Origin of the sequence: Nocardia asteroides, from assembly GCF_021183625.1 — a bacterium.
Classification (GTDB): Bacteria; Actinomycetota; Actinomycetes; order Mycobacteriales; family Mycobacteriaceae; genus Nocardia; species Nocardia asteroides_A.
Window position 1 is genome coordinate 1866307 of sequence record NZ_CP089214.1, and the last position, 24987, is coordinate 1891293.

General features: G+C 73.3%; 28 protein-coding genes and 1 pseudogene. 12 read left to right on the top strand and 17 right to left on the bottom strand.

Annotated elements, in window-relative coordinates; all coding sequences use genetic code 11:
* The gene (locus tag LTT61_RS09040; RefSeq protein ID WP_233019480.1) at positions 1–1275 is read right to left on the bottom strand and encodes a class I SAM-dependent RNA methyltransferase; all 1275 of its coding nucleotides are present in this window, start codon (positions 1273–1275) and stop codon (positions 1–3) included.
* A complete protein-coding gene (locus LTT61_RS09045; RefSeq protein ID WP_233019481.1) occupies positions 1272–3260 on the bottom strand; it encodes an APC family permease in 1989 nt (662 codons plus the stop codon). The genes LTT61_RS09040 and LTT61_RS09045 overlap by 4 nt, the downstream gene beginning before the upstream one ends.
* A gap of 205 nt (positions 3261–3465) precedes the next feature.
* Here LTT61_RS09045 and LTT61_RS09050 point away from each other — a divergent pair, with 205 nt between their 5' ends.
* A complete protein-coding gene (locus LTT61_RS09050; RefSeq protein ID WP_233019482.1) occupies positions 3466–4131 on the top strand; it encodes a potassium channel family protein in 666 nt (221 codons plus the stop codon).
* Positions 4132–4133: 2 nt separating this feature from the next.
* Positions 4134–4805 (top strand): potassium channel family protein, encoded by a 672-nt coding sequence (locus tag LTT61_RS09055; protein ID WP_233019483.1) that lies wholly within the window; start codon positions 4134–4136, stop codon positions 4803–4805.
* A gap of 17 nt (positions 4806–4822) precedes the next feature.
* Here the strand turns inward: LTT61_RS09055 and LTT61_RS09060 are convergent, their stop codons facing one another.
* The 3 genes from LTT61_RS09060 to LTT61_RS09070 all read right to left on the bottom strand — a co-directional run bounded on the left by LTT61_RS09060 (position 4823) and on the right by LTT61_RS09070 (position 6695).
* On the bottom strand, positions 4823–5494 hold the full coding sequence (locus LTT61_RS09060; RefSeq protein ID WP_233019484.1) for a sigma-70 family RNA polymerase sigma factor: 672 nt from the start codon (positions 5492–5494) through the stop codon (positions 4823–4825).
* Between the two features lie 124 nt (positions 5495–5618).
* Positions 5619–6314 carry a DUF3159 domain-containing protein gene (locus LTT61_RS09065; RefSeq protein WP_233019485.1) on the bottom strand — a complete coding sequence of 232 codons (696 nt, stop codon included), beginning with the start codon at positions 6312–6314 and terminating at the stop codon, positions 5619–5621.
* A 3-nt stretch (positions 6315–6317) separates the two neighbouring features.
* The gene (locus LTT61_RS09070) at positions 6318–6695 is read right to left on the bottom strand and encodes an OB-fold nucleic acid binding domain-containing protein (protein ID WP_233019486.1); all 378 of its coding nucleotides are present in this window, start codon (positions 6693–6695) and stop codon (positions 6318–6320) included.
* A gap of 122 nt (positions 6696–6817) precedes the next feature.
* Here LTT61_RS09070 and LTT61_RS09075 point away from each other — a divergent pair, with 122 nt between their 5' ends.
* Positions 6818–7513, top strand: a complete 696-nt coding sequence (locus tag LTT61_RS09075) for an alpha/beta fold hydrolase (protein ID WP_233019487.1) — start codon at positions 6818–6820, stop codon at positions 7511–7513.
* Between the two features lie 10 nt (positions 7514–7523).
* Here the strand turns inward: LTT61_RS09075 and LTT61_RS09080 are convergent, their stop codons facing one another.
* On the bottom strand, positions 7524–8594 hold the full coding sequence (locus tag LTT61_RS09080) for a DUF3710 domain-containing protein (RefSeq protein WP_420094756.1): 1071 nt from the start codon (positions 8592–8594) through the stop codon (positions 7524–7526).
* A complete protein-coding gene (gene dut, locus LTT61_RS09085) occupies positions 8594–9061 on the bottom strand; it encodes a dUTP diphosphatase (RefSeq protein WP_233019488.1) in 468 nt (155 codons plus the stop codon). Before dut ends, LTT61_RS09080 begins: the two co-directional genes overlap by 1 nt.
* Before the next feature lie 52 nt (positions 9062–9113).
* Between dut and LTT61_RS09090 the strand changes: the two genes are divergently transcribed.
* Positions 9114–9677: a DUF3093 domain-containing protein gene (locus LTT61_RS09090; RefSeq protein ID WP_420094757.1), complete on the top strand. Its 564-nt coding sequence runs from the start codon at positions 9114–9116 to the stop codon at positions 9675–9677.
* Positions 9678–9689: 12 nt separating this feature from the next.
* Here the strand turns inward: LTT61_RS09090 and LTT61_RS09095 are convergent, their stop codons facing one another.
* Positions 9690–9992 (bottom strand): DUF4193 domain-containing protein, encoded by a 303-nt coding sequence (locus LTT61_RS09095; RefSeq protein ID WP_233019489.1) that lies wholly within the window; start codon positions 9990–9992, stop codon positions 9690–9692.
* A 396-nt stretch (positions 9993–10388) separates the two neighbouring features.
* Here LTT61_RS09095 and cei point away from each other — a divergent pair, with 396 nt between their 5' ends.
* A complete protein-coding gene (cei, locus tag LTT61_RS09100) occupies positions 10389–11066 on the top strand; it encodes an envelope integrity protein Cei (RefSeq protein WP_233019490.1) in 678 nt (225 codons plus the stop codon).
* 64 nt (positions 11067–11130) lie between these two features.
* On the opposite strand, the gene LTT61_RS09105 is transcribed toward cei, so the two are convergent.
* On the bottom strand, positions 11131–12060 hold the full coding sequence (locus tag LTT61_RS09105) for an inositol monophosphatase family protein (RefSeq protein WP_233019491.1): 930 nt from the start codon (positions 12058–12060) through the stop codon (positions 11131–11133).
* Positions 12061–12241: 181 nt separating this feature from the next.
* On the opposite strand from LTT61_RS09105, the gene ppgK reads away from it, so the two are divergent.
* Both ppgK and LTT61_RS09115 read left to right on the top strand, forming a co-directional pair.
* The gene (gene ppgK, locus LTT61_RS09110; protein ID WP_233019492.1) at positions 12242–13000 is read left to right on the top strand and encodes a polyphosphate--glucose phosphotransferase; all 759 of its coding nucleotides are present in this window, start codon (positions 12242–12244) and stop codon (positions 12998–13000) included.
* 129 nt (positions 13001–13129) lie between these two features.
* A pseudogene (locus LTT61_RS09115) lies at positions 13130–14605 on the top strand (RNA polymerase sigma factor); the annotation flags it as partial.
* 58 nt (positions 14606–14663) lie between these two features.
* Here the strand turns inward: LTT61_RS09115 and eutC are convergent.
* From eutC to LTT61_RS09130, 3 genes are all read right to left on the bottom strand, one after another.
* Positions 14664–15413 (bottom strand): ethanolamine ammonia-lyase subunit EutC, encoded by a 750-nt coding sequence (eutC, locus tag LTT61_RS09120; protein WP_233019494.1) that lies wholly within the window; start codon positions 15411–15413, stop codon positions 14664–14666.
* Entirely contained in the window at positions 15410–16822 is a 1413-nt protein-coding gene (locus LTT61_RS09125) for an ethanolamine ammonia-lyase subunit EutB (protein WP_233019495.1), read from the bottom strand. The genes eutC and LTT61_RS09125 overlap by 4 nt, the downstream gene beginning before the upstream one ends.
* 75 nt (positions 16823–16897) lie before the next feature.
* Positions 16898–17116, bottom strand: a complete 219-nt coding sequence (locus LTT61_RS09130; protein WP_233019496.1) for a hypothetical protein — start codon at positions 17114–17116, stop codon at positions 16898–16900.
* 69 nt (positions 17117–17185) lie between these two features.
* Here LTT61_RS09130 and LTT61_RS09135 point away from each other — a divergent pair, with 69 nt between their 5' ends.
* Positions 17186–17920, top strand: coding sequence for a rhomboid-like protein (locus LTT61_RS09135; protein WP_233019497.1), 735 nt, complete (start codon positions 17186–17188; stop codon positions 17918–17920).
* Between the two features lie 45 nt (positions 17921–17965).
* On the opposite strand, the gene LTT61_RS09140 is transcribed toward LTT61_RS09135, so the two are convergent.
* From LTT61_RS09140 to LTT61_RS09150, 3 genes are all read right to left on the bottom strand, one after another.
* Positions 17966–19150: a cation:proton antiporter gene (locus tag LTT61_RS09140; RefSeq protein ID WP_233019498.1), complete on the bottom strand. Its 1185-nt coding sequence runs from the start codon at positions 19148–19150 to the stop codon at positions 17966–17968.
* Between the two features lie 3 nt (positions 19151–19153).
* Positions 19154–19636, bottom strand: coding sequence for a cation:proton antiporter regulatory subunit (locus tag LTT61_RS09145; RefSeq protein ID WP_233019499.1), 483 nt, complete (start codon positions 19634–19636; stop codon positions 19154–19156).
* Positions 19637–19721: 85 nt separating this feature from the next.
* On the bottom strand, positions 19722–20081 hold the full coding sequence (locus tag LTT61_RS09150) for a DUF952 domain-containing protein (protein ID WP_233019500.1): 360 nt from the start codon (positions 20079–20081) through the stop codon (positions 19722–19724).
* Positions 20082–20353: 272 nt separating this feature from the next.
* On the opposite strand from LTT61_RS09150, the gene LTT61_RS09155 reads away from it, so the two are divergent.
* Positions 20354–20548, top strand: a complete 195-nt coding sequence (locus LTT61_RS09155; RefSeq protein ID WP_233019501.1) for a DUF7455 domain-containing protein — start codon at positions 20354–20356, stop codon at positions 20546–20548.
* 94 nt (positions 20549–20642) lie between these two features.
* On the opposite strand, the gene LTT61_RS09160 is transcribed toward LTT61_RS09155, so the two are convergent.
* On the bottom strand, positions 20643–21401 hold the full coding sequence (locus LTT61_RS09160; protein ID WP_233019502.1) for a TetR/AcrR family transcriptional regulator C-terminal domain-containing protein: 759 nt from the start codon (positions 21399–21401) through the stop codon (positions 20643–20645).
* Between the two features lie 135 nt (positions 21402–21536).
* Here LTT61_RS09160 and LTT61_RS09165 point away from each other — a divergent pair, with 135 nt between their 5' ends.
* Both LTT61_RS09165 and LTT61_RS09170 read left to right on the top strand, forming a co-directional pair.
* Positions 21537–23252, top strand: a complete 1716-nt coding sequence (locus tag LTT61_RS09165) for a DEAD/DEAH box helicase (RefSeq protein ID WP_420094800.1) — start codon at positions 21537–21539, stop codon at positions 23250–23252.
* A complete protein-coding gene (locus tag LTT61_RS09170; RefSeq protein ID WP_233019504.1) occupies positions 23252–23803 on the top strand; it encodes a hypothetical protein in 552 nt (183 codons plus the stop codon). The genes LTT61_RS09165 and LTT61_RS09170 overlap by 1 nt, the downstream gene beginning before the upstream one ends.
* A gap of 91 nt (positions 23804–23894) precedes the next feature.
* Here LTT61_RS09170 and LTT61_RS09175 read toward each other — a convergent pair whose 3' ends face one another.
* Entirely contained in the window at positions 23895–24389 is a 495-nt protein-coding gene (locus LTT61_RS09175; protein WP_233019505.1) for an SDR family oxidoreductase, read from the bottom strand.
* 146 nt (positions 24390–24535) lie between these two features.
* Between LTT61_RS09175 and LTT61_RS09185 the strand changes: the two genes are divergently transcribed.
* On the top strand, positions 24536–24961 hold the full coding sequence (locus LTT61_RS09185) for a TetR/AcrR family transcriptional regulator (protein WP_233019506.1): 426 nt from the start codon (positions 24536–24538) through the stop codon (positions 24959–24961).
* Positions 24962–24987 lie beyond the last annotated feature (26 nt).

Below are 24987 nucleotides of genomic sequence, written 5' to 3' on the forward strand. Positions count from 1 at the left end.
TCAGCGCTCCAGCAGGGCGAGGCACTCGACGTGGTGCGTGCCGGGGAAGGAGTCGACGACGCGCAGCTCGGTGAGCTCGTACCCGCCCTCCCGGTAGAGCCCGAGATCGCGGGCGAAGGCGGCGGGGTCGCAGCCGATGTGCACGATCCGGGCGGGGCCTGCGGCGGTGAGCGGCGCGATCACGTCGCGGCCCGCGCCCGCTCGCGGCGGGTCGAGCACGACGGCGTCGGGCAGCGGCGGGCGGGCCGCGAACCACTGCTCGACCCGCAGCACCTCCAGGTCGACCCAGGGCAGGTCGGCCAGCGCGGCCTGCCCCGCGCTGACGGCGCCGGAGGCGGACTCCACCGCGTGCACCGCGCCGCCCGGCCCGACCTGCTCGGCCAGCCCGGCCGCGAAGACCCCCGCGCCGCTGTAGAGATCCCACGCCCGCTGCCCCGGCTCCAGCCCGGACCACTCGGCGATCCGGTCGGAGTAGAAGTCGGGCGCGGCGCGGTGCGCCTGCCAGAAGGCGGTGGCGGGCAGCTCCCAGCGCCGCTTCCCCACCCGCTGCACGGCGGTGCCGTCGCCGTGCAGCAACCGGGTGGCGCGCGGGGCGTGCGCGGCGGTGCGCCGGGCAGCGGCATTGCGCCTGGACTGCTCGACCCGGCGCCTGCGCGCGGCCGCGGGCGCGGGCCGGTCGGGTGGCGCGATCTCCACCACGTGCCTGGTCCCGGCGGAGTCGACGGCGACGACCAGGTCGGCGCCCGGGGTGAAGCGCTCCTGCTCCAGCCACTCGACCGCGCCCGCGACCGGCTGCGGGCAGCGCAGGTCGGGGACGATGCCCGAGCTCCGGTAGCCGTGCACCCCGGCGCGGCCGTCGGCGTCGACCACCAGCCGGACCCTGGTCCGCCAGCCGCCGGTCTCGTCCGGCGGGCCGAGCGGCTCCACGGTGATGTCGCGCTCGATCAGCGCGATCCGGCGCAACTGCTCGGCGACCACGCTCGCCTTGAGCTGCCGCTGCAGCGCGGGGGTGGCGTGGGTGAAGTCGCAGCAGCCCGCGCCGCCGGGCCCGGAGACCGGGCAGGTGGCGGGCACCCGGCCCGCGGCCGCCTCGACGATCTCGATCGCGTCGGCCCTGGCGAACGAGCCGCCCCGATCCTCGGTCACCCTGGCGCGCACCAGCTCTCCGGGCAGCCCGTGCCGGACGAAGACCACCCGGCCCTCGTGCCTGCCGACGCAGAAGCCGCCGTGCCCGGGCGGCCCGAGCCGCACCTCGAATTCGTCGCCGACGCTCACGAGCGGTCCTCGTATCCGCGGCGCACCGCACCCGGCGCGTTCACCACACCCTGCTTTCTCGCCTTGGCCGAGGAGCTGAGCTGCCACGGCACGCTGGTCACCATGACGCCCGGCTCGAAGAGCAGCCTGCCCTTGAGCCGCAGCGCGGACTGGTTGTGCAGCACCTGCTCCCACCAGTGGCCGACCACGTACTCCGGGATGAACACCGTCACCACGTCGCGCGGGGCGTCCTTGCGCACTCGCTTCACATAGTCCAGCACCGGTTTGGTGATCTCCCGGTAGGGCGATTCGACCACCTTGAGCGGCACCGCCATATCGCTGCGCTCCCACTCGCGCACCAGCTTGCGGGTATCGGCGTCGTCCACGTTCACGGTCACCGCCTCCAGCGTATCGGGCCGCATGGCGCGGGCGAAGGCGAGTGCGCGGCGGGTGGGCAGGTGCAGCGTGGAGACCAGCACGATGGCGTGCGCGCGGCTGGGCAGCACGCCGTCCCACTCGGTCTCGGCCAGCTCGCGGGCGACCGAGTCGTAGTGCTTCCTGATCAGCTTCATCACCACGAAGATCGCGACCATCAGGAAGATCGCGATGTAGGCGCCCGCGAAGAACTTGGTCATCAGCACGATCACCAGCACGGTGCCGGTGGCGGTGAGGCCGATGGCGTTGATCACCCGGGAGCGCTTCATCCGCCTGCGGTGCTCGGCGTCGGTCTCGGTGCGCAGCAGCCGGGTCCAGTGCCGCAGCATGCCGGTCTGGCTGAGCACGAACGAGACGAAGACGCCGACGATGTAGAGCTGGATGAGCTTGGTCACCTCGGCCCCGAAGAGCACCACGAAGGCGATGGCGGCGCCGGAGAGGAAGAGGATGCCGTTGCTGAACGCCAGCCGGTCGCCGCGGGTGTGCAGCTGGCGGGGCAGGTAGCGGTCCTGGGCCAGGATCGAGCCGAGCACGGGGAAGCCGTTGAAGGCGGTGTTCGCGGCGAGCACCAGGATCAGCGCGGTCACGATGGTGATGAAGAAGAAGCCGATCGGGAAGCCGGCGAAGACCGCCTCGGCGAGCTGGGCGATCAGCGTCTTCTGGTGGTAGTCGGCGGGCGCGCCGATCAGGTGCGCCGGGTCGTGCGCGTAGACGACGCCGATCCGCTCGGCCAGCAGGATGATCCCCATGAGCAGCACGATCGCGATGCTGCCGAGCAGCAGCAGCGTGGTCGCGGCATTGCGCGACTTGGGCTTGCGGAAGGCCGGGACGCCGTTGCTGATCGCCTCGACGCCGGTCAGCGCGGCGCAGCCGGAGGAGAAGGCGCGCGCGATCAGGAAGGCGAAGGCGAGGCCGTAGAGGTGCTCCTCCTCGGCGTCAAGCCCGAAGCCGGCCGATTCCGCGCGCAGGTCGTCGCCGAGCACGTACACCTGGAACAGCCCCCAGCCGAGCATGATGAACATGCCGGCGATGAAGGCGTAGGTCGGCACCGCGAAGGCGGTCCCCGACTCCCGGACCCCGCGCAGGTTCACGGCGGTGAGCAGCGCGATCGCGACCACCGCGAAGAGCACCTTGTGCGTGGCGACGAACGGGATCGCGGAGCCGATGTTGGAGGCCGCCGACGAGATCGAGACCGCGACGGTGAGCACGTAGTCGACCAGCAGCGCGCTGCCGACGGTGAGCCCGGCGTTCGGGCCGAGGTTGGTGGTGGCCACCTCGTAGTCGCCGCCGCCGGAGGGGTAGGCGTGCACGTTCTGCCGGTAGCTGGCGACCACGACGGCCATCACCGCGGCGACGGCGAGCCCGACCCACGGCGCGTACAGGTAGGCGGAGATCCCGGCGGCCGAGAGGACCAGGAAGATCTCCTCCGGCGCGTACGCGACCGACGACATCGCGTCGGAGGCGAAGACGGGCAGCGCGATCCGCTTCGGAAGCAGGGTGTTCCCGAGCGAATCACTCCGGAACGGCCTGCCGAGCAGCACGCGCTTGGCGGCCGTCGTCATCTTGGACACCGGAGCGAGCATAGAGTGCCGTCCGGTCTCCCGCCCGCCCGACCGGGGCGTTTCCGAATGGAGGCGATCCCGCGGCGACGCCCGCCACGCCGGTGTTTGCCGGAGGGGCGCGCGGGGAAACGTGCCGGGAGGACAGCACGGGCGGTACGGTTCGGATGCCGGATCGGCCGCGGACCGGGCGCCACGGTTCAGGAACGAGGTTGTGGTGTACGTAGTGATCATGGGGTGCGGGCGGGTCGGCTCCTCGCTGGCGCGCGCGCTGATCCGGGTCGGGCACGAGGTGACGGTGATCGATCGCGATCCCAGCTCGTTCCTCCGCCTCGGCACCGACTTCCCCGGCAGGCAGGTGGTCGGCGTCGGCTTCGACCGGGATGTGCTGACCAAGGCCGGGATCGAGCGCGCCGACGCCTTCGCCGCCGTCTCCTCCGGCGACAACTCCAACATCATCTCGGCGCGGGTGGCGCGCGAGATGTTCGGCGTGGAGCGGGTCGTCGCCCGGATCTACGACGCCAAGCGCGCCGCCGTCTACGAGCGGCTCGGCATCCCGACCATCGCCACCGTCCCGTGGACCACCGACCGCTTCCTGCGCACCCTGATCGCCGACACCAGCACCACCACCTGGCGCGACCCGACCGGGACGGTGGCCGTCACCCAGCTGGCGCTGCACGAGGAGTGGTCCGGCCGCACCGTGCGCGACCTGGAGCGCGCCGTCGGCGTGCGGGTGGCGTTCGTGCTCCGCTTCGGCCGCGGGCTGCTGCCGGACACCAAGACCATCGTGCAGGCCGACGACGTCGTCTACGTGGCGGTGCCGTCGGGCAGCGTCGGCGAGGCCGTCGCCATGGCCGCCAAGCCCCCCGCGAGCGAGGACTGAGAATGAAGGTCGCCATTGCCGGAGCCGGCGCCGTCGGCCGCTCCATCGCACGCGAACTGCTGCGCGGCGGGCACCGGGTGATGCTGCTCGAGCGCGAGCTGTCACACCTCGACGAGGAGGCCATCCCGGACGCGATCTGGGTGCACGCCGACGCCTGCGAGCTCTCCCTACTCGAAGAGGCGGGGATGGAGACCTACGAGGTGGTCATCGCCGCGACCGGCGACGACAAGGTGAACCTGGTGCACAGCCTGCTCGCCAAGACCGAGTTCGGGGTGAGCCGGGTGGTGGCGCGGGTGAACGATCCGCGCAACGAGTGGCTCTTCGATTCGTCCTGGGGGGTGGACGTCGCCGTCTCCACCCCGCGGCTGCTGGCCTCGCTGGTCGAGGAGGCCGTCTCGGTCGGCGACCTGGTGCGGCTGATGACGCTGCGCCAGGGTCAGGCGAACCTGGTGGAGATCACCCTGCCGAACGACACCGCGCTGGCCGGCAAGCCGGTCCGCTCGCTGCGGCTGCCGAGGGACACCGCGCTGGTGACGATCCTGCGCGGGGGCCGGGTCATCGTGCCGCAGGCCGACGATCCCTTCGAGGGCGACGACGAGCTGCTCTTCGTGGCCTCGGTCGAGGCCGAAGAGGATCTGCGAGTAGCCCTCGCGGACCACGGCATCCGCCCCTGAGGCGGGCCCTGACGCGCTCAGGCGGCGGCGGTCTGCAGTTCTGCGGCGGTCTGCATCTCCTTGCGGAGCTTGTTGAGTGCGCGGTGCTGCATGACCCGGACCACGCCGGGGCTGGTGCCGATCGCCTCGGCGGTCTCGGCCGCGCTCCAGCCGAGCACGATCCGCATGACCAGCACCTGGCGGTGCGCGGGGGCGAGCACCTTCATCAGCTCGCGGGTCTCGGTCCTGCGCTCGGAGGCCAGCGCCCACTCCTCGGGGCCCGCGGCCGGGCAGGCCGTGTCCGGCATGTCGGCGGTCGGGTAGGCGGTGAGCTGGCCGCGGCGGAAGGCGTCGGCGACCTTGTTGGCGGCGATGCCGTAGACGAAGGCCAGGAAGGACTTGCCCTGGTCGCGGTAGCGCGGGATGGCGTTCACGGTGGCGATCAGGATCTCCTGCACCACGTCGTCGGCGGTGACCTGCAGGTGCGCGCTGTTGCCGAGGCGGGCCAGGCAGTACCGGCGGACCAGCGGCTGCACGATCCGCAGGATCTCGCCGACGGCCCGCTGGTCGCCTGCGGCGGCGGGGCCGATCAGCGCGTCCAGCTCGGCGCCGATGCGCCTGCTCTCGGAGTTCACCGCGGTGGCGGCCTTGGCGGGACGGCTCGAAGAGATCCGGGTGGAGTGCGTCGCGGTGGTGTGCTCGGTAACCATTGCTCCGAGGTCCTTTCTCGCCGTGTGGTATTCGGTGACGAGAAAATCGTCCGTCGAAACGGAGCTCGGAAACAGGTACCCCAGGGTGGGGAACACCCCCACCTCCCGGTGGTCCGGGCACCCCCTAGCGGGCGGCGTGCCGCCCGGCGGGCTTCGCGGTCTTGACCGGGGCGTGCCCGGCCCGGCGCACCGCCCACACGGTGACCACCAGCGCGACCGCGGTCAGCGGCCAGCCCATCCCGATCCTGGCGACCGCGAGCCAGCCGGTGTGGTCGGTGTCGTACAGCTCGGACTGCACCAGGTAGCGGGCGCCGAAGACGACCACCCAGGCCAGCGTGGCGAGGTCGTAGAGCCGGACGACGGCCTGCTCCTCGCGCCAGGCCGAGCCGTGGCCGTTCAGCACGCCCCAGATGACCCCGACCAGCGGCCTGCGCACCACGATCGAGCCGAGGAAGATCCCGGCGTAGACCAGGCTGGTGTAGATGCCGAAGAGGAAGTACCCCTTGGCCTCGCCCACCCGGTAGGCGATGAAGGCGCAGATCCCGACGCCGATGAAGCCGGAGATGGCGGGCTGGATCGGGCTGCGCCGCACCAGCCGCCAGACCAGGATCGCGGCGGCGACGCCGAGCGCGGCCCAGACCGCCGCGGTGAGCCCCCACAGCGTGTTCACCGGCACGAAGACCAGCACCGGGAGGGTGGAGTAGATCAGGCCGCTGATGCCGCCGAGTTGCTCGAGGACGGTCTGTTCGGAGCGCTCCGCCCGCGCTTCGGGTTCGGCGGCGGGCTCGTCCCTGGTCCCGGTGTCGTCACTGGTCGGCATACGTCAGCTGTTCCCACGCAGTTCGTAGTAGGGGTTGAAGATCACCTTGCGGCCGTCCCGCTCGCCGACCCGGCCGCGCACCAGGATCTTGCGGCCCGGCTCGATGCCGGGGATCCGCTTGCGCCCGATCCACACCAGGGTGATGGCGTCGGTGCCGTCGAAGAGCTCGGCCTCGATCGCGGCGCCCACCGCCTTCGAACAGGCTTCGACGCTGCGCAGCCTGCCGAGCATGGAGACCTCTTCGCCGCGGCGGCACTCGGAGGCGCGACACGCACCGGAGGCCTCGGCCGACTCGGCCAGCTCCTCGGCGTCCAAGTGGTCGATATCCGCGGTCAGCCTGCGGCCGAGGCGTCGGAAATATCCCGAGGCAGCGGATGACATGGCACGCTCTCCTGGCATTCGCGACGTGGGTTGCACGCCGTCGTGGTTTCTCGCGCAGGCCGGTTGTGGCCGCACAACGCCAACTGTAGATGGCGGGGAGTTGCCCCGCTACGCTCGGCCCGATGTTGCTCTTCTGCGAACCGGCCGCGGTGGTGGCCCTGCCGGGTACCGGCTCCGATTCGCACTTCGCGCAGCGCGCCTTCGGTGCCGCGTGCACCGCCCGTGACCTGCGGATCGTCGCGGTGCAGCCGGATCCGGGCGCGGTCGTCGCGAGCTGCCTGGATGCGCTGGATTCGGCCGCCCGCCGGTATGGCCGGGTGGTCGCGGCGGGGATCTCGCTCGGGGCGGCGATCGCGGTCGAGTGGGCGGGCGCGAATCCGGGGTCCGCGGCCGGGGTCGTCGCGGGGTTGCCTGCGTGGACCGGGGGGTCGGGCGGGGAGTCTCCGGCGGCGCTGAGCGCCCGGGTCACCGCGGAGTCGGTGCGGGCCGACGGGCTGGAGGCGACCATCGCGCAGATGCGGGCGAGCAGCCCCGCCTGGCTGGCGGAGACGCTGACCCGCTCCTGGCGCGGGTACGGCTCCGCGCTCCCGGACGCGCTCCTGGAGGCCGCGGACTACTCCTGGCCCGCCGAGCCGCTGCTGCGTTCGCTCGCCGTGCCGACGGTCGTGGTCGGGGCCGTCGACGACCCCATCCACCCGTTCCCCGTCGCCGAGCAGTGGGCGGCGCTCATCCCGGGCGCGGTCCTGCACAAGATGACGCTCGCCGAGTTCGGCGCCGACCCGGCCCTGCTCGGCCACCTCGCCCTCGGCACCCGCTGAGGGAGCTGGGTCAGTTGCGGTTGAGCTGCTGCATGGCCGAGCCCTCGGCGCCCCGGCGCGGCTGATCCGGCACCGGCTGCGGGACGACCGGGCGCGGCGCGGCCGCGGCGGCAGCGGCGGCCTGGGCGGCGGCCTGCGCCTGCGCCGCCTCGACCTGCTGCTGGTGCGCGGCGGCCAGCTGCTCGGCCAGATCCTTGGGCAGCACGACCGGCAGCGGGTCCCGGACCGGAAGCGGCTCGGTGCCCCGCCGGACGACGGTCTCGCTCATGATCGCCCGCGCCGCCCGCACGAGCGGCCCGTCGTCGGCGACCGAACCGGTCGGCCCCGCGGCGACGAGCCGCACCATCCAGCGGTACCCGTCGACGCCGATGAACCGCAGATCGGCGCCCTCGGTGACGGCGACCAGCTCGCGCCCCCACGGCCCGTTCTCGGTGGAGACCTGCGCGCCGTCCTTGCGCAGCGACTCGGCCAGATCGGCGGCGACCGTGCGCCACTGCCCGGATGTCTTGGGCGCGGCGTAGGCGGCGACGGTGAGCCGCCCGTGCTCGGTGGCCAGGTGCACCGCCTGCGGCGTGCCGTCCCCGGCCATCTCCACCTGCAGCTGCCCGCCCGGCGGCACCGGGATGATCACCGAGCCGAGGTCGAGCCGCTGGTCGGCGATCGCCTCCAGCTCCGCGGTGACGTCGGCGTAGTCGTACGGCCCGCGCGGGGTGTCCCCGCTCGCGCGGGCGACCGGCACCTCGGCCTCGACTTCGGCCTCGGCCTCGATCTCCGGCACGCTGTGCTCGGAGCGCCGTGCCGCCGCGTCGGCGGGCTCGTCCCCGGCGCGCCCCGGCCCACCGGCACGCCTGCGCCTGCCCTCGCGGCGCGGCGCGGGCTCAGGCGCAGGCGCGGCGGCGACCTGCACGGGGTGCTCGTCGGTGTCGTAGTCGTCCTCGAACGGCTGGAACCCCGGATCGCCCGGGTAGAGCACCGGGATCGGGTGCTCGTCGGTGTCGTACTCGTCACCGAAGTCGTCGTCGTAGTCGCCGTGCTCCCCGGCCCGGCCGCTGCCCTTCTTCCCCCGTCCGAAGATTCCCATCACGCCTCCTCGGCGAGGCTCGCGTGCCCGCCGCTCGATCCGTAGCCCCCCGCGCCCCGCGCGGTCTCGTCCAGCGTCTCGACCTCGATGAAATCCACCAGCTCCACCCGCTGCACGAGCAGCTGCGCGATCCGGTCGCCGCGGCGCAGCTCGATGGCGGTGCGCGGATCGTGGTTGATCAGGCAGACCTTGATCTCGCCGCGGTAGCCGGCATCGATCGTGCCCGGCGTGTTCACCACCGAGAGCCCGGTCTTCGCCGCCAGCCCGGAGCGCGGATGCACCAGCCCGACCGTCCCCTTCGGCAGCGCGACCGCGATGCCGGTGCCGACCAGCACCCGCTCCCCCGGCTCCAGCACCACGTCCTCGGTGGTGCACAGATCGACCCCCGCGTCACCGGCATGGGCGCGAGCGGGAAGGGGGATGCCGGGATCTGTCCGCAGCAGGGGTATCGGTGACAGTGCACTCACGGGGGACGAGCCTACGCGCAGGCGAGGCGGCTTCGTCGCCTAGTGTTGAGTCGTGTCCGACCTGCCCGATCCCGTGAGCAACCCCGCGAACCCGGGTGCCGACCGGCGCGCTTGCGCACCGGCGCCCGAACCGGCGACGCGCCCTCCGGCGCCGTCCTATCGGGAGCGGCTGTGGGTGCCGCTGTGGTGGTGGCCGATCGGCTTCGGGGTGGCGGCTCTGCTGGCCGCGGAGATCCACATGGGCGGGCACGGCGTGCGCGCGTGGCTGCCCTACGCGGCGCTGCTTCCGGTAGCGGCGTGGGTGCTGCTGTGGTTCGGCAGGCATCGCCTCGAGGTGGCCGCCGACGAGCGGGGCAACCCCGAACTGCGGGTCGACCGGGCACACCTCCCGGTCGAGTTCGTCGCCCGCGCGGCGATCGTGCCGCCCGCGGCGAAGAGCGCGGCACTGGGTCGCCAACTGGACCCGGCCGCGTATGTGCAGCACCGCCCGTGGGTGCGGCCGATGCTGCTGCTCGTGCTCAACGACCCGGACGACCCCACGCCGTACTGGCTGATCAGTACGCGCAGGCCCGAACGGGTACTCACCGCGCTCGGACTGCCGAGCGCGGCCGATTGATCGTGCGCTCGCTCAGGAGCCGCAATCCATGCAGATCAGCTGATTGCCCTTCTCGCTGGCGAGCCTGCTCCGGTGGTGTACCAGGAAACAGCTGGAACAGGTGAACTCGTCCGCCTGCTTCGGAATCACCCGAACGCTCAGCACTTCCTCGGACAGGTCCGCGCCGGGAAGCTCGAACGACTCCGCGGTATCGGATTCGTCGATATCCACGACGGCGGACTGCGCCTCGTTGCGACGAGCCTTCAGCTCCTCCAGCGAATCCTCCGACACGTCGTCGGATTCGGTGCGCCTCGGTGCGTCATAGTCGGTTGCCATGTCGTCTTCCCCTCGTCCTTACTCCGTATATCCCGGATCGGCGTGGTCACACCGATCCCTGTCGGGAATCGACCTGATCCACACCGCCCCGCCGGTGGCACACATCACACGGCTACCGGCTCTCCACCAGGAGCGGATCCGGGGATCCACGCCCGACGGCGCTTGGTGAACGCGGGACATGCCCTGCTTGTTCCCGCGACCGACCACGCCATTCCACCAGGGTGATTCGATCTGGGCCGCCAGACAATAGCGGACCACGGGGGAAAAGTCGCAACCGAAACACACTCGCCGCGCAACCGACCTTTCACCGACATCGGGCGACCGCTCGTCGTGCGCCGGGCGGCCACACCGTTACGCGTGGCGCTGCCCCGCCGTGACGTTTCGTAGAGTGTCACCGTGGTTTCACTGATCACCGAAGGACGCGCATCCGACCGCAGCGGTCGGCCCTTCATCCGCCGGCGCATCGAACCGTGGCTCATCCTCGTCGGCGTCCTGGCGTTGGTGTCGACGGTGATCTGGATCAAGGCACTCACCATGGAGGACACCGACACCACAGCGATGAGCTGCAACTCACCCAGTCCCGCCACCGGCCAGGGCGCCACCGCCCAGCCCGTCGCACTCGGCCAGCGGGTCGGCGCGGGCCGGCTCGACGAGGTGGAGCCCGCGCCCCTGCAGAGCACCAAGGTGCGCGTGCTGAACGCCAACAACCAGCGCGGCCAGGCCGCGCACGTCGCCTCCCAGCTCGGCGATCTCGGCTTCGCCGGGGCGCCGGGGCAGCCGGTCGGCAACGACCCGGTCTACGTCAACGGCGACCTGGAGTGCACCGGCCAGATCCGGTTCGGGGTGAACGGCCGCCCGGCCGCCGCCTCGGTCCAGCTGGTGGTGCCCTGCGCCGAGCTGATCGAGGACCAGCGCGGCGACGACAGCGTCGACCTGGTGCTCGGCTCGCTCTTCCGGGACATCCGGCCGAGCACCGACGCCGAGGAGGTGCTGCGCTCGCTGAAGAACCCGGCGCCGGGCGGCGCCGCGCTCGACGTCGAGCTGCTCGACGCCGCCCGCAAGGCGCAGTGCTGAGCCGATAGCGCGGCGCGACCAGCCGCCGCGTCCGGCCCGGCGGCGCAGGCGTCGCCGGGCCGGCTCAGGGCTGCGGGATGGGCGCGGCCGCGCCGGTGCGCTCGAAGAGCGCGAGCAGTTCGTCCGCGATCCCGGGCGCGGCGGCGAGCACCAGGTCGCCCGCCGCGCCGACCGCGGTGGCGGGGGGCAGCACCAGCCGCGCCCCCGCCTCCTCGGCGACCAGGGCGCCCGCCGCCCAGTCCCAGGTGTTCAGCCCGTGCTCGTAGTACGCATCAAGCCTGCCCGCGCCGACCAGGCACAGATCCAGCGCGGCGGCCCCGAGCCTGCGGATGTCGCGCACCGCGGGCAGCAGCCGTGCCACCAGCCCGGCCTGCTCGGTCCGGCGCGCGGTGCCGTAGGCGAAGCCGGTGCCGACCAGTGCCATCGACGCCTCCCGGACCGGGGTGCAGCGCAGGTGCTCGACGGTGCCGTCGGCGTCGACGCGCAGCGCGCCGAGCCCGCGCGCCGCGCTGTAGGTGGCGGCGCGCTCCACGTCGACCACCGCGCCCGCCACCGAGCGCCCGTTCCGCATCGCGGCCACCGAGACGGCGTACCCCGGCAGGCCGTAGAGGAAGTTCACGGTGCCGTCGATCGGGTCGATCACCCACGCGATCCGGTCGCCCGCCTCCGCGAAGTCGCCGCCGCCCTCCTCGCCGACCACCAGGTCGTGCGGGCGCTGCTCGGCGAGCAGGGCCCGCACCAGCTCCTCGGCCTCGGTGTCGACCACCGTCACCGGGTCGGTCGGGGTGCTCTTGGCCTGCACCGCGCCGTCGGCGACGATCCCGGCCGGGCCGAAGACCTCGGGGCGGCGGGCGCGCACGTGCGCGGCCGCGCTCTCGGCCAGCTCGACCGCGATCCGGCGCAGGTCGGCGGGGTCGGTGGTGGTCGCGTCGGTGGCGGCGGCGTCGAGCGCGGCCGGGTGCGGTGCTGGGGTGGGATGCGGCACGGCACCCATGCCATCACAGATCCCGGACGGGCGCGCGAGGGCGGTCGGCGATCATGGTCCGGCGCGCCCGACTACCCTTTGTCGTGCACGACACAGCGCCGTCGTCGGGCAACCCGACCTCACGCGGCACCGGGGACCTGTGCGGCGCGATGTGGACCACGACACCGGCACAGGAACGAGGGGTTGAGAGATGTCCGCTCGGGGGCACGCATTCGGGATCGACATCGGCGGCAGCGGTGTCAAGGGCGCTTCGGTGAATCTGGACACCGGTGAGCTCGCCCAGGAGCGCATCAAGATCGCGACGCCGCAGCCCTCCACCCCGCAGGCGGTCGCGGCGACCGTTGCCGAACTGGTCGCGAAGGCGGACTGGGACGGCCCGGTCGGCATCACGCTGCCCGCGGTGGTGCTGGACGGCGTCGCGCGCACCGCGGCCAACATCGACCGCGGCTGGATCGGCACCGACGCCCGCGCGCTCTTCGCCGAGGCGCTCGGCGGCAGGCAGGTCACCGTGCTCAACGACGCCGACGCGGCGGGGCTGGCCGAGGACCGCTACGGCGCGGCGCGCGAGTACTCCGGCTCGGTCCTGCTGCTCACCTTCGGCACCGGGATCGGCTCCGCGCTGATCTACCACGGCGCGCTGGTGCCGAACACCGAACTCGGGCACATGGAGGTCGGCGGGATGGAGACCGAGCACCGCGCCGCCGCCTCGGTCAAGGAGCGCAGGGAGCTGAGCTTCGAACAGTGGGCCGCCGAGGTGAGCACGGTGCTGATCGCGCTGGAGAACTTGTTCTGGCCGAATGTCATCGTGGCCGGTGGCGGCATCAGCCGGGACAGCGACCAGTGGATTCCGCTGCTCACGAACCGCACCCCGGTGATCCCCGCGCACCTCAGGAACACCGCGGGCATCGTCGGCGCGGCGATGGCGGTACACGACGGCATCACGCCCTGACGCGGAACGGCGCCACCTGGGCGCGGGCCGCGAATCTGCCCGTCGTTGGCATGGGTACCCTGGTTCGATCGTTACAATGGAACCTGTCCGGCGGAAAGCCGCCAACTCCCACCCGGCACACCGGCTCGCGCCGGTGCGAGCCGACAGCCGGCGCTCCGCCGGCGCCACCCGACAGACCGCTCCGCCGGATCACTCTGGCGTGACGCCGCACGAGACCGTCACGAAAGGGCGTACGTGGTAGCCACGAATACCCGTCAGACCGCCGAATCGGCCGACGCCGACTCCGCGGAAGCAACCGCCGCGCGGCCGGTCCGCAAGGCACCGGTGAAGAAGGCGCCTGCCAAGAAGGCCGTCGCCAAGAAGGCACCGGCGAAGAAGGTGGCCGCCGCCAAGAAGGCGCCCGCGAAGAAGGCGGGCACCAAGAAGGCAGGTCCGGACGGTGAGCCGGGCGGCGACGAGGGCACCGAGGAGGAGAATCTCGAGCTCGAGGATCTGGAGATCTCCGAGGACGAACTCGCCGAAGACGGCGAGGAGGCCGAGGACCCGGTCGCGGAGGCCACCGAGGCCCCCGAGGCCGAGGGTGCCGCCGAACCGACCCCCGCCGACAAGGCCTCCGGTGACTTCGTCTGGGACGAGGAGGAGTCCGAGGCGCTCCGCCAGGCCCGCAAGGACGCCGAGCTCACCGCCTCCGCCGACTCGGTGCGCGCCTACCTCAAGCAGATCGGCAAGGTCGCGCTGCTCAACGCGGAGGAGGAGGTCGAGCTCGCCAAGCGGATCGAGGCCGGGCTCTACGCCGCGGAGAAGATGCGCGAGTTCGCCGACTCCGGCGAGAAGCTGCCGGTGGCCACCCGCCGCGACTTCAACTGGATCATCCGCGACGGCAACCGGGCCAAGAACCACCTGCTGGAAGCCAACCTGCGGCTCGTCGTCTCGCTCGCCAAGCGCTACACCGGCCGCGGCATGGCGTTCCTGGATCTGATCCAGGAGGGCAACCTCGGCCTCATCCGCGCGGTGGAGAAGTTCGACTACACCAAGGGCTACAAGTTCTCCACGTACGCCACCTGGTGGATCCGGCAGGCCATCACCCGCGCCATGGCCGACCAGGCCCGCACCATCCGCATCCCGGTGCACATGGTCGAGGTCATCAACAAGCTCGGCCGCATCCAGCGCGAGCTGCTCCAGGACCTGGGCCGCGAGCCCACCCCGGAGGAGCTGGCCAAGGAGATGGACATCACCCCGGAGAAGGTGCTGGAGATCCAGCAGTACGCCAGGGAGCCCATCTCGCTCGACCAGACCATCGGCGACGAGGGCGACAGCCAGCTCGGTGACTTCATCGAGGATTCCGAGGCGGTCGTCGCCGTCGACGCGGTCAGCTTCACCCTGCTGCAGGACCAGCTGCAGTCGGTGCTGGAGACGCTCTCCGAGCGCGAGGCGGGCGTGGTCCGGCTGCGCTTCGGCCTCACCGACGGGCAGCCGCGCACCCTGGACGAGATCGGCCAGGTCTACGGCGTCACCCGCGAGCGGATCCGGCAGATCGAGTCCAAGACCATGAGCAAGCTGCGGCACCCCAGCCGTTCGCAGGTGCTCCGGGACTACCTGGACTAGGCACAGCCGCCACAGGGCCTCACGGTTTCCGCCGTGGGGCCCTTGTCGCGTTCCGGGGTCAGCCGAGTTCGGCGCGGTCGCCGGTGCCGAGCGGCAGCGAGTCGTCCTTGAGGTCGACGCCGGAGCGGCCGAGGGCGCGGGCGCCCTCGATCAGGGCGGCGACGATGCGGGCGGCGCGCTCGTAGCCGAGACCGTCGGGCGGGTGGATGTTGGAGAGGCAGTTGCGTTCGGCGTCGGTGCGGCCGGGGTGCGGGTGGTGGGTGAGGTAGATGCCGAGGCTGTCGGCGACCGAGAGGCCGGGGCGCTCGCCGATCAGCAGGACCAGGGTGGTGACGCCGAGCGCGGCGCCGATGTGGTCGCCGAGCGCGACCCGCGCCTGGGTGGCGAGCACCGGCGGGGCGGTGCTGAGCGCGGGGGGGAGCGCGGCGGTCAGGGCGGCGAGGGTGGCCGGGCCGTGTTCGGCGACGGCGAAGGCGGAGAGGCCGTCGGCGAGCACGAAGCCGACGTCCGCCGACACCTGCCCGGGCAGCTCGGAGCCGGGGAGCCTGCCGAGGTCGGGGCGGCGCAGGTACTCGTCGCGGTCGCGGGCGCGGCTGGCGACGACGGTGGCGTCGCCGAGGCCGCGGGCGGCGAGGTCGGCGGCGAGCGCGGCGGTGTCGAGGGCGGCGTGCACGGCGTCGCGGGCGGCGGAGTGCGCGGCGCGGAACTCCAGCACCCGCTCGGTCGGTAGCGCGTCACCGGCCCGGCCGAGCCCGATCCGCGCCTGCGTGCTGCGGCGCAGCGGCTCCCAGAACTCCGCGCCGCTCATCGCCCGGCCGCCAGTGCGCGCAGCGGCGAGGCGGCAGCGTCGACCGGGAGGATCCGGCCGCCCGCGTCGAGCATGCCGAGCCCGCGCAGCCAGTCCGCGAACTCCGGCGCGGGGCGCAGCCCGAGCACCCGCCTGGCGTAGAGCACGTCGTGGAAGCTCAGGCTCTGGTAGCCGAGCATCACGTCGTCGGCGCCGGGCACCGCGATGACGAAGGCGGCGCCCGCCGCGCCGAGCAGGGTGAGCAGCGTGTCCATGTCGTCCTGGTCGGCCTCGGCGTGGTTGGTGTAGCAGACGTCGACGCCCATCGGCAGCCCGAGCAGCTTGCCGCAGAAGTGGTCCTCCAGCCCGGCCCGGACGATCTGCTTGCCGTCGTAGAGGTACTCCGGGCCGATGAAGCCGACGACGGTGTTCACCAGCAGCGGCTCCAGCTCGCGGGCGACGGCGTAGGCGCGGGCCTCCAGGGTCTGCTGGTCGACCGGGCGGTCGCCCGCGCCGAGGTGCGCGCCCGCCGAGAGCGCCGAGCCCTGCCCGGTCTCCAGGTACATGACGTTCCCGCCGACGGTGCCGCGGCCGAGCGAGCGCGCCGCCTCCGCGCCCTCGCGCAGCAGCGCCAGGTCGACCCCGAAGCTCCGGTTGGCGCCCTCGGTCCCGGCGACCGACTGGAACACCAGGTCCACCGGCGCGCCGGTCTCGATCAGCCGGAGGGTGGTGGTGACGTGCGCGAGCACGCAGGACTGCACCGGGATGTCGAAGCGGGTGCGCACGTCGTCGAGCAGGCGGAGCAGCTCGCCCGCGGCGTGCGGGGAGTCGGTGGCCGGGTTGATGCCGATCACGGCGTCGCCGCAGCCGAGCAGCAGCCCGTCCAGCACCGCGGCGGCGATTCCGCGCGGGTCGTCGGTGGGGTGGTTCGGCTGCAGCCGGGTGGCGAGCGTGCCGGGGGCGCCGATGGTGGTGCGGAAGGCGCTGGTGACGCGCGCGGCGGCGGCCACGGCGATCAGGTCCTGGTTGCGCATGAGTTTGGATACGGCGGCGACCATCTCCGGGGTGAGGCCGGGGGCGAGGGCGCTCAGGGTGGCGGCGGCGGTGTCGGTGGCGGCGACGGTGAGCAGATGGTCGCGCAGCTCGCCGACGGTCTGCGCGGCGATCGGGGCGAAGGCGGCGCGGTCGTGCCGATCCAGGATCAGCCGGGTGACCTCGTCGGTCTCGCCCGGCACGACCTGGTCGTCCAGGAATGTCCGGAGCGGGACGTCGGCGAGCGCCCACTGCGCGGCGGCGCGCTCGGCGTCGGATTCGGCGGCGCAGCCGGCGAGCTCGTCCCCGCTGCGCCGCGGCGACGCCTTGGCCAGCAGCTCGACCAGGCCGTCGAAGCGGTAGCCGGTGCCGCGCAGCGGCTGCGTGAAGGTCGGCACGGTCACTCCCTCCTCCCGGCCGGGTACCGGGATCGCCCCGATTCTCGGCGGCCGGTGTTGCCCGGGCGTTACGGGTCAGCGACGGCGGCAGACCACGGCGACGATCCGGTCACCGAGCGATTCCGCGACGTAGAAGTGGTCGCCGCCGGCCGCGGTCGCCGCCCTGGCGATCTCCTCGACGGCGCGGTGGATGTCGCTGTGGCCGTAGCGGTTCAGCGCCAGCTCGACGGTGCCGATGGCTTCGTACCCGGTGAGATCGGCCCGCTGGATCTCGACTGCCCTCGTGCGCCGCATCACGTCAGGGTAGCCCCGGCACCGGCGCGCGCGAGCGGATTCGGGGCGGGGTTCCGGCAGACTGAGCGGGTGCCCGACTCGCCCCCCGCACCGTGGTTGCGCACCCTGGACGCGACCGACTGCGTGCGGGCGGTCACCGGCTGGCTGCGGGCTCCCGGGCTCGCCCGCCGGATCGGCCCCGCGCTGCGGGCGCACTTCGCGGGCGCGCCGGCCAGCACCGCCTACGTGTTCACGCTGCTGGTCACCTGGTGGACGCTGCGCGGGCTGAGCCCGCAGGCCGAGCGGGCGCTGATCCTCTCCGCCTCGACCAACCTGCACAACATGCGGGAGAACCCGATCCAGGTGCTGGTGGCGTCGGCGTTCTGGACCGAGGGCGGCTTCCCGTACTGGGTTCTCCCGCAGTTCCTGGTGGTGACGGCCTTCGCCGAGCGCAGGCTCGGGACGGCGCGCTGGATCGCGCTCTTCGCGGTCGGGCACGTGGGGGCGACGTTGCTCACCGTCACCGCGATCTCCTACGGCATCGATCACGGGGTGATCCCGTACCGCGTGGCGGTCGCGGCCGACGTGGGCAGCAGCTACGGGGCCACCGCGATCATGGCGGCGATGTCGTTCCTCTTCCGCGGCGGGTTGCGGCTGGTCTGGGCCGGGACGCTGGTGGCCGTGCTGGCGGCGGCCTACTGGATCGGGCCGACCTTCACCGACTACGGGCACCTGTGCGCGGCCGGCATCGGGCTGGTCGCCGGTGCGGCGGGCAGCGCCTTCCAGCGCAGGCGCGCCCGCCGCGCGGGACAGCCCGTGCGGTGAGCTCGGCGGCGGGGCCGCGGACGCGCGAGCGAGCCGCAGGCGGGCTCACACGCCGACGGCGGACGGCGGCGGGCCGCGGTGCAGCAGGGCGTACGCGGGCTCGGCGAGCCGCGCCGCGACCGGCCCGATGACCGCCATGAGCAGGACGTAGGCCGAGGCAAGCGCGGCGAGTTCGGTCGCGGCGGTGCCGATGCCGATGGCGAGCCCGGCGATCACGACGGAGAACTCGCCGCGCGCCACCAGCGCCGCCCCCGCCCTGGCCCGCCCCGGCGCCCTGATCCCCTGCCTGCCCGCCGCCCACCACCCGGTGGCCACCTTGGTCACCGTGCTGACCACCGCGAGCGCGACCGCCCAGCCGAGCACCGGCGGGATCGCCGCCGGGTCGGTGTTCAGCCCGAAGGCGACGAAGAAGATCGCGGCGAAGAGATCGCGCAGTGGCTCCAGCAGCTTCACCGCCTGCCGCGCCGTCGCGCCGGAGATGGCGATCCCGAGCAGGAACGCCCCGACCGCCGCCGAGACGTGCAGCGCGGAGGCCACCCCGGCCACCAGCAGCGCCGCGCCGAGCAGCTCGAGCAGGAACACCTCGCGGTCGTCGCTGGCCAGCAGCGCCGAGACCTGCCGCCCGTAGCGCAGCGCGAGCAGCAGCACGACGGTGACGCAGGCCAGCGCGGTGCCGAGCGCGCGCAACCCGCTGAGCACGCTCAGCCCGGCCAGCACGGTGGTCAGGATCGGCAGGTACAGCGCCATCGCCAGGTCCTCGAAGACCAGGATGGAGAGCACGACGGGGGTCTCCCGGTTGCCGAGCCTGCCGAGGTCGGCGAGGACCTTCGCGACGATCCCGGACGACGAGATGTAGGTGACCCCGGCCATCGTGATGGCCCCGGTCGCCCCCCAGCCGAGCAGCAGCGCCACCGCCGCGCCCGGCGTGGCATTGGCGACCAGGTCGACCAGCCCGGCCGGCCAGGAGCGGCGCAGCCCGGTGACGAGTTCGGGCGCGGTGTACTCCAGCCCGAGCAGGAGCAGCAGCAGCACGACGCCGATCTCGGCGGCCAGGTGGCCGAAGTCGTTGGCCGCGCTCAGCTCGACGAAGCCGCCCTGCCCGAAGGCGAGCCCGCCGAGCAGGTAGAGCGGGATCGGCGACATCCCGGCCCGCCCCGCCAGCCTGCCGAGCAGGCCGAGGACGAACAGCACCGCACCGAGCTCGAGCAACGCGAGCGCGGTGCCGTCCACCGGTCAGCCGTGGGTGAGGATCTTCGCGGCCGTGTCGAGCCCCTCGGGCGTTCCGACGACCACGAGCAGGTCGTCGGCGCCGAAGGTGAAGTCGGGGCCGGGTGAGGGGTAGACCTGCCCCGCCCGCATCACGGCGACGATCGACGCCTTGGTGCGGGTGCGCATACCGGTCTCCCCCAGCGTGCGGCCCTCGTACGGGGAGTCCGCCTTGATCGGCAGCTGCCTGGTCAGGATGCCAGGCATGTCGCGGTGGTCCTCGCGCAGCTGGGCGACGAGCTGCGGGGCCCCGAGCAGGTTGGCCAGCACCGCCGCCTCGTCCGCCGTGAGCGGGATCTCGGCCGCGCAGGCGTCCGGGTCGTCCACCTTGGAGACGATGAGATCGATGCCGCCGTCGCGGAGATCGACCACCCCGATCCGGCGGCCGGACCGGGCCTGGAAGTCCTTGCGCACCCCGATCCCGGGCAATGCTGTGACATCGACGTTCACGGACTCCAGCGTAGACCTGCCGACGGCCCCCGTCGCGGGAGACCGTCCGGCTGGTCGGTTCGGCGGATTCCGGTGCCGGTGCCGGTCAGCGCGCGAGTGGCGCGAAGACCCCGTCCCCGTCCGGCCGGTACTCGTCGATCGCGGTGACCGCTCCCGCGGGCAGCGGGCCGTAGAGGTGCGGAAACAGCATGGACTCCGGGTCGGTGGGTACCCCGGGCTCCCACTTCACCGGCGCGCCGAGCCGAGCCGGGTCGATCCGGAGCAGCACGAGATCCCGTCGCCCGGAGAACAACCGGTTGGCGGGCAGGTGCGCCTGCTGCGGGGTCGACAGGTGCACGAACCCGGCCACCTCCAGCGAGGCCGGGCGCAGCTCCCCCGACTGCCGCGCGGCCAGCCATTCCGCCAGCGTGCAGATGTGAACCAGGGTGTGAGTGTCATAGGTCACGGGTAGTCTCCCGATAGACAACTGGATCGGACTGTTCGAGTACGCGATTCGCGCGCTTTCGATGCTGAGCAGGGGTGTTCGCCCACGGCGGAAATCCCAGGTCGTGTTATCGAAAACACATCGGATACGCACCGGGAACAAACCCCGGACCGCGAACGTCTGTCAGAGTAGTCATACCCCTGCTGGGAAGTAGCGGATGTGAGCCCGCGGAGTGACCACGGGCCCGACACCAGGTGAACGGACTGTGTGCCGGAAGCCAGGACGGAGGAGTCATGCCAGGAACCCTGACCAGCACCCCACTGACCGCGGTCGATCGCTGCGACCGGTGCGGGGCCGCTGCCCGAGTGCGTGCCGTTCTGCCCGCGGGTGGCGAGTTGCTCTTCTGCCAGCACCACGCGAACGAACACATGGAGCGCCTGCGTGAGCTCGAGGCCGTGATCAACACGGAATCCGCTCCCGCTCTGTAGACCCCGTCCTCGCGTCCGACACAACAGCATCCGACAACAGAATCCGCGACAGCGGGCGATCCGATCCGGATCGCCCGCTGTTTCGTCTCCGGGGTCACGTTCGGGCCGCTCCGACCGGCTTTCCGCTCAGCAGGATTCCATCGATCAGCGCGCCGAGGCCGTACTCGAAGTCGCCGTCCGGGTCGCCGGGCGCCTGGTACCGCTCGCCCACCGCGGCCCCGACCCGCGCTGCCGTCGGGAACTCGCGCTCCGGCATGACGGCGGCGAGCAGCGGGCCGTGCGCGGCCCACCAGGCGGCGTTGTCGCCCGCCCGGCGCGCGGCCACCGCGGTCCCGGCATTGCCGGTGGCGAACTCGGTCAGCACCCGCACCGCCCGGTCCAGCGCGACGTCGTCGAGGCCGAGCCCCGTCAGCGCGGCCAGCTGCCGGTCGTAGCGGCGCAACCGGCCGGGGCCGAGCACCAGCCGCCACGGCGAGACCTCCAGCAGCCACGGGTGCGCGAGCAGCTCGGCGCGCACCTGCCGCGCCACCGCCGCCACCCGCTCGCGCGGGGCGCCGCCCGGCAGCGGGCCGTCGCGGGCCGCCAGCTCGTCCACCATGGCGGCGAGCAGCTCGTCCTTGCCCGGCACGTAGGTGTACAGGCTCATGGGCCGCAGGCCGAGCTCCGTGGCGACCGCGCGGATGGAGACCCCGGCCAGGCCGTCCCGGTCGGCCAGCGCCACCGCGGCCTCGACCACGGCGTCCACGTTCACCGTCTGGCGCGGGCCGCGGGTGGGCGGGCGCGGCGGCAGGTGGCGCCGCCACAGCAGGGCGATCAGCCGCGCGGCGCGCTCCTCGGCGGTCGGCTCGGCCACGGCTCCCCCTCCCGGGAACAAATCCCGTACGGTGTACGTTGTCGGTTTTCCGTACACCTTACGCTGTTCTCCGAAAGGGGCCGTACCCTGTCCGCACTGCAGGCCACCTACCTCCCGGACCGCCACCTCGTCGCGCTGTGGACCTGGTCCGGCGGCCCCGGCGCGGCCCCACCGGGCGCCGGGGAGCGGGAAACGCTGCCGCTTGTACTGCCCGGCCCGGACGGGCTCGCGGTCACCGCCGTGGCGTGCGCGCTGCTCACCCCGGCCGAGTTCACCGCCGACCCACGCACCGGCGCGGCCTCGCACGCCGCCTGGGCCGCGGCCTTCGCCGATCCGGCCGCCGCGCCCGCGCTGCCGCCCGCGGCGCACGCCGTGCCGAACGCCACCGGCACCGCCGTGCTGGCCCCGGAGCGCGCGCTGGCCGTCGCCAGGGAGACCGCCGCGGTGCCGGAGCGGCTGGCGGGCAGGCTGCACGCCGAGCTGCGGCCGTACCAGGCGCGCGGAATCGGCTGGCTGCACGAGACGGTCGCCGCGCACGGCGGCGCGGTGCTGGCGGACGAGATGGGGCTCGGCAAGACGGTGCAGGCCATCGGGTTCCTGGCCGACCGGGCGGGCGGGCCGAACCTGGTCGTGGCGCCGACCTCGCTGGTGGGCAACTGGATTCACGAGATCACCCGCTTCGCGCCGGAGCTGAAGGCGCGGGCGTGGCGCGGCGGCCCACCGGCGGCCGAACCGGGCACCGTGCTGGTCACCGGCTACCCGACGCTCCGGTTGCACCACCGCGAGCTGGCCGGATTCCGCTGGGAGACGGTGATCTTCGACGAGGCGCAGGCGCTGAAGAACCCGCGCACCCAGGTCGCGGTGGCCGCACGCGGAGTGGAGGCCGCCGCGCGGATCGCGCTGACCGGCACCCCGGTGGAGAACGACCTGGACGAGCTCTTCGCGCTGCTGCACCTGGTGGCGCCGCGGCTCTTCACGCACCGCAGCCGGTTCCGGCGGCGCTACGCCAAGCCCATCGCCGAGGGCGACGCGGGCGCGGCGGCCAGGCTGCGCGACGCGCTGGAGCCGGTGCTGCTGGCCAGGCGCAAGTCCCAGGTGGCCGCCGGGCTGCCCGCCAAGATCCGCAGCGACCTGCTCTGCGACCTCACCGCCGAGCAGGCCGCACTCTACGACCGGGTGCTGGACGAGGCCGCGGACACCGGGTTCGGCACCGGGCTGCAGCGGCACGGCCGGGTGCTCGCGGCGCTCACCGCGTTGAAACAGGTCTGCGACCACCCGGGGCTGATCACCGGCGACCTGGCCGAGATCGGCGGGCGCTCCGGCAAGGTCGACCTCTGCACCGACATCGTGGCCGCCAATCTCGCCAACGCCGCCCCGACCCTGCTCTTCACCCAGTACCGCGGCGCGGGCGAGCTGCTGGTCAGGCACTTCGCCGAGACCTTCGGGCTGGCCGTCCCGTTCCTGCACGGCGGGCTCGACCCCGCCGCGCGGGCCGGGATCGTGCGCGACTTCCAGCGGCCGGACGGCCCGCCGGTACTGGTCCTGAGCCTGCGCGCGGCGGGCACCGGGCTCACCCTGACCCGCGCCGCCGATGTGGTGCACGTGGACCGCTGGTGGAACCCGGCGGTCGAGGCACAGGCCACCGACCGGGTGCACCGGATCGGGCAGACCCGCACCGTCACCGTCACCACGCTCACCACCGCCACCACGGTGGAGGAGCACATCGCCCGGCTGCACGACCGCAAGGCCGCGCTCACCGACCTCGGCGACAGCGCCGGGATCGCGGCGCTGGCCCGGCTGGACGACGCCGGGCTGATGGAGATCCTGCGCCGATCGCGGGGTGCCGTCTGATGCCGGAGAACGAGTTCGGCTACACCCGGTGGGGCATGGACTGGGTGCGGCTCGCCGAGCCGCTGCGCAGCACCCGCCCCGAGCCGCTGCTGCCGCGCGCCCGCAGCATCGCCCGCAACAGCGGGGTGCGCACGGTGGTCGAGGGCAGGCTGGTGCGGGCGACCATCCAGCGCGGCGGGCAGGCCTCGGTGACGCACCTGGAGGTCGCCGCGCCCGCCGGGGCAGCGGTGGCGGCGGTGGCCGGGCTGGTGCCGGACCCGGCGCTGCTCGGCGACGACGCGCACGCGGTGCTGCGTGCGGCCGGGATCGACCCGGCGCCCGTGCTCGCCGCCACCGACTGCTCCTGCTCCGCGCGGCGCGAGCGCTGCGTGCACCTGCTCGCGCTCTGCTACGAGGTGGCGCGGCAGGTCGACGCCGAGCCCGCGCTGGCCCTGCGGATCGGCGGCTTCCTCGACCCCGCCACCGCCGCGCCGGACACCCCGGCGGCCCCGCGCCGCTGGATCCCGCTGGACGACATGGACGCGGCGGGCTGGTTCGACGCCCCACCGTGAGCCGTCGGCGTCCGCCGCGGCTCGCACCCGCCGAGATGGTCCGGACCGACCGCGCGGCCGGGGCCGCCGAGCGCAGCGCCGACCTGCCGCATCACGCGCGTTGCTGCCGCCGTCGACGGTGAGCACCGCACCGGTGATGGTGCGCCCCCGACTCCCCTGCCAGGAACGCCACCGTCTCGGCGACCTCGGTGGCGGTGCCGAAGCGGCCGAGAGCGGTGAGCGCGCGCTGGGCGTCGGCGTGCCCGCTGTCGCCGGGGTTCATATCGGTGTCGGTGGAGCCGGGCTGCACCACGTTCACGGTGATCTCGCGCGGCCCCAGCTCCCTGGCCGGCGCCCGGGTGAAGCCGTTCAGCGCCGACTTGCTCATGCTGTAGAGGAAGGCGGCGCGCGGGTGCACCGCCAGCGCCAGGTCCACCTCCGCGAGCGTGAACACGGCGAACGGCTTCGCCGGGAAGATCCCGGCATTGTTGACCAGGATGTCCAGCCCGCCGAGCTCGGCGGCGGTCCGCTCGACCGCGTGCGCGATGTCCGCGGGCTCCGCACTGTCCGCCCGCACGGTGAGCGCCCGCCGCCCGCGCGCCGCCACCTCCGCGGCGACGGCTTCGGCCCTGCCCCCTCGGCCCGATAGGTCAACGCCACATCGACCCCGTCCGCCGCCGGCCGGAGCGCGATCGCCGCCCCGATCCCCCTGCTGCCCCCGGTCACCAATGCCACCCGCATGCCCCACACCGCATGCAGGCACGCGGCCGACCCCGCGCATTCGAGCGCGCCGCGGCGTTGAACCGCGCCAGGGAGGTGTTCTGGGAGCACGGCTACGAGGGCACCTCGCTCGCCGACCTGACGACCGCCATGGGCATCGCCTCACCCAGCCTCTACGCGGCCTTCGGAAGCAAGGAGGCGCTGTTCCGCGAGGCCGTCGAGCTGTACGGCGCCACGTACGGCGGGTACACCGAGCGCGCGCTGCGCGAGGAGCCGACCGCACGGGCGAGCATCGAGGCGATGCTGCGCGACAACGCCGCCGCGTACACCGCGCCGGAGCTGCCGCACGGCTGCATGATCGTGCTCGCCGGCTCCACCTACACCACCCGCAACACGGCCGTGCGCGACTTCCTGGTAGCCGACCTCGGCGCCGCCATCGACGTGGCCATGGCCGCCTGACCCGCCTGACACCCGGCGCGCCGCCG

Bases quoted from the DNA above. Each gene is read 5' to 3' on its own strand.
- LTT61_RS09070 (WP_233019486.1), bottom strand. From the start codon at position 6,695: ATGTCATCCGCTGCCTCGGGATATTTCCGACGCCTCGGCCGCAGGCTG.
- LTT61_RS09170 (WP_233019504.1), top strand. From the start codon at position 23,252: ATGCCGGAGAACGAGTTCGGCTACACCCGGTGGGGCATGGACTGGGTG.
- LTT61_RS09130 (WP_233019496.1), bottom strand. From the start codon at position 17,116: ATGCGGCGCACGAGGGCAGTCGAGATCCAGCGGGCCGATCTCACCGGG.
- LTT61_RS09065 (WP_233019485.1), bottom strand. From the start codon at position 6,314: ATGCCGACCAGTGACGACACCGGGACCAGGGACGAGCCCGCCGCCGAA.
- LTT61_RS09060 (WP_233019484.1), bottom strand. From the start codon at position 5,494: ATGGTTACCGAGCACACCACCGCGACGCACTCCACCCGGATCTCTTCG.
- LTT61_RS09185 (WP_233019506.1), top strand. From the start codon at position 24,536: ATGCAGGCACGCGGCCGACCCCGCGCATTCGAGCGCGCCGCGGCGTTG.
- LTT61_RS09055 (WP_233019483.1), top strand. From the start codon at position 4,134: ATGAAGGTCGCCATTGCCGGAGCCGGCGCCGTCGGCCGCTCCATCGCA.
- LTT61_RS09155 (WP_233019501.1), top strand. From the start codon at position 20,354: ATGCCAGGAACCCTGACCAGCACCCCACTGACCGCGGTCGATCGCTGC.
- LTT61_RS09095 (WP_233019489.1), bottom strand. From the start codon at position 9,992: ATGGCAACCGACTATGACGCACCGAGGCGCACCGAATCCGACGACGTG.
- LTT61_RS09075 (WP_233019487.1), top strand. From the start codon at position 6,818: ATGTTGCTCTTCTGCGAACCGGCCGCGGTGGTGGCCCTGCCGGGTACC.
- eutC (WP_233019494.1), bottom strand. From the start codon at position 15,413: ATGAGCGGCGCGGAGTTCTGGGAGCCGCTGCGCCGCAGCACGCAGGCG.
- LTT61_RS09080 (WP_420094756.1), bottom strand. From the start codon at position 8,594: ATGGGAATCTTCGGACGGGGGAAGAAGGGCAGCGGCCGGGCCGGGGAG.
- ppgK (WP_233019492.1), top strand. From the start codon at position 12,242: ATGTCCGCTCGGGGGCACGCATTCGGGATCGACATCGGCGGCAGCGGT.
- LTT61_RS09105 (WP_233019491.1), bottom strand. From the start codon at position 12,060: ATGGGTGCCGTGCCGCATCCCACCCCAGCACCGCACCCGGCCGCGCTC.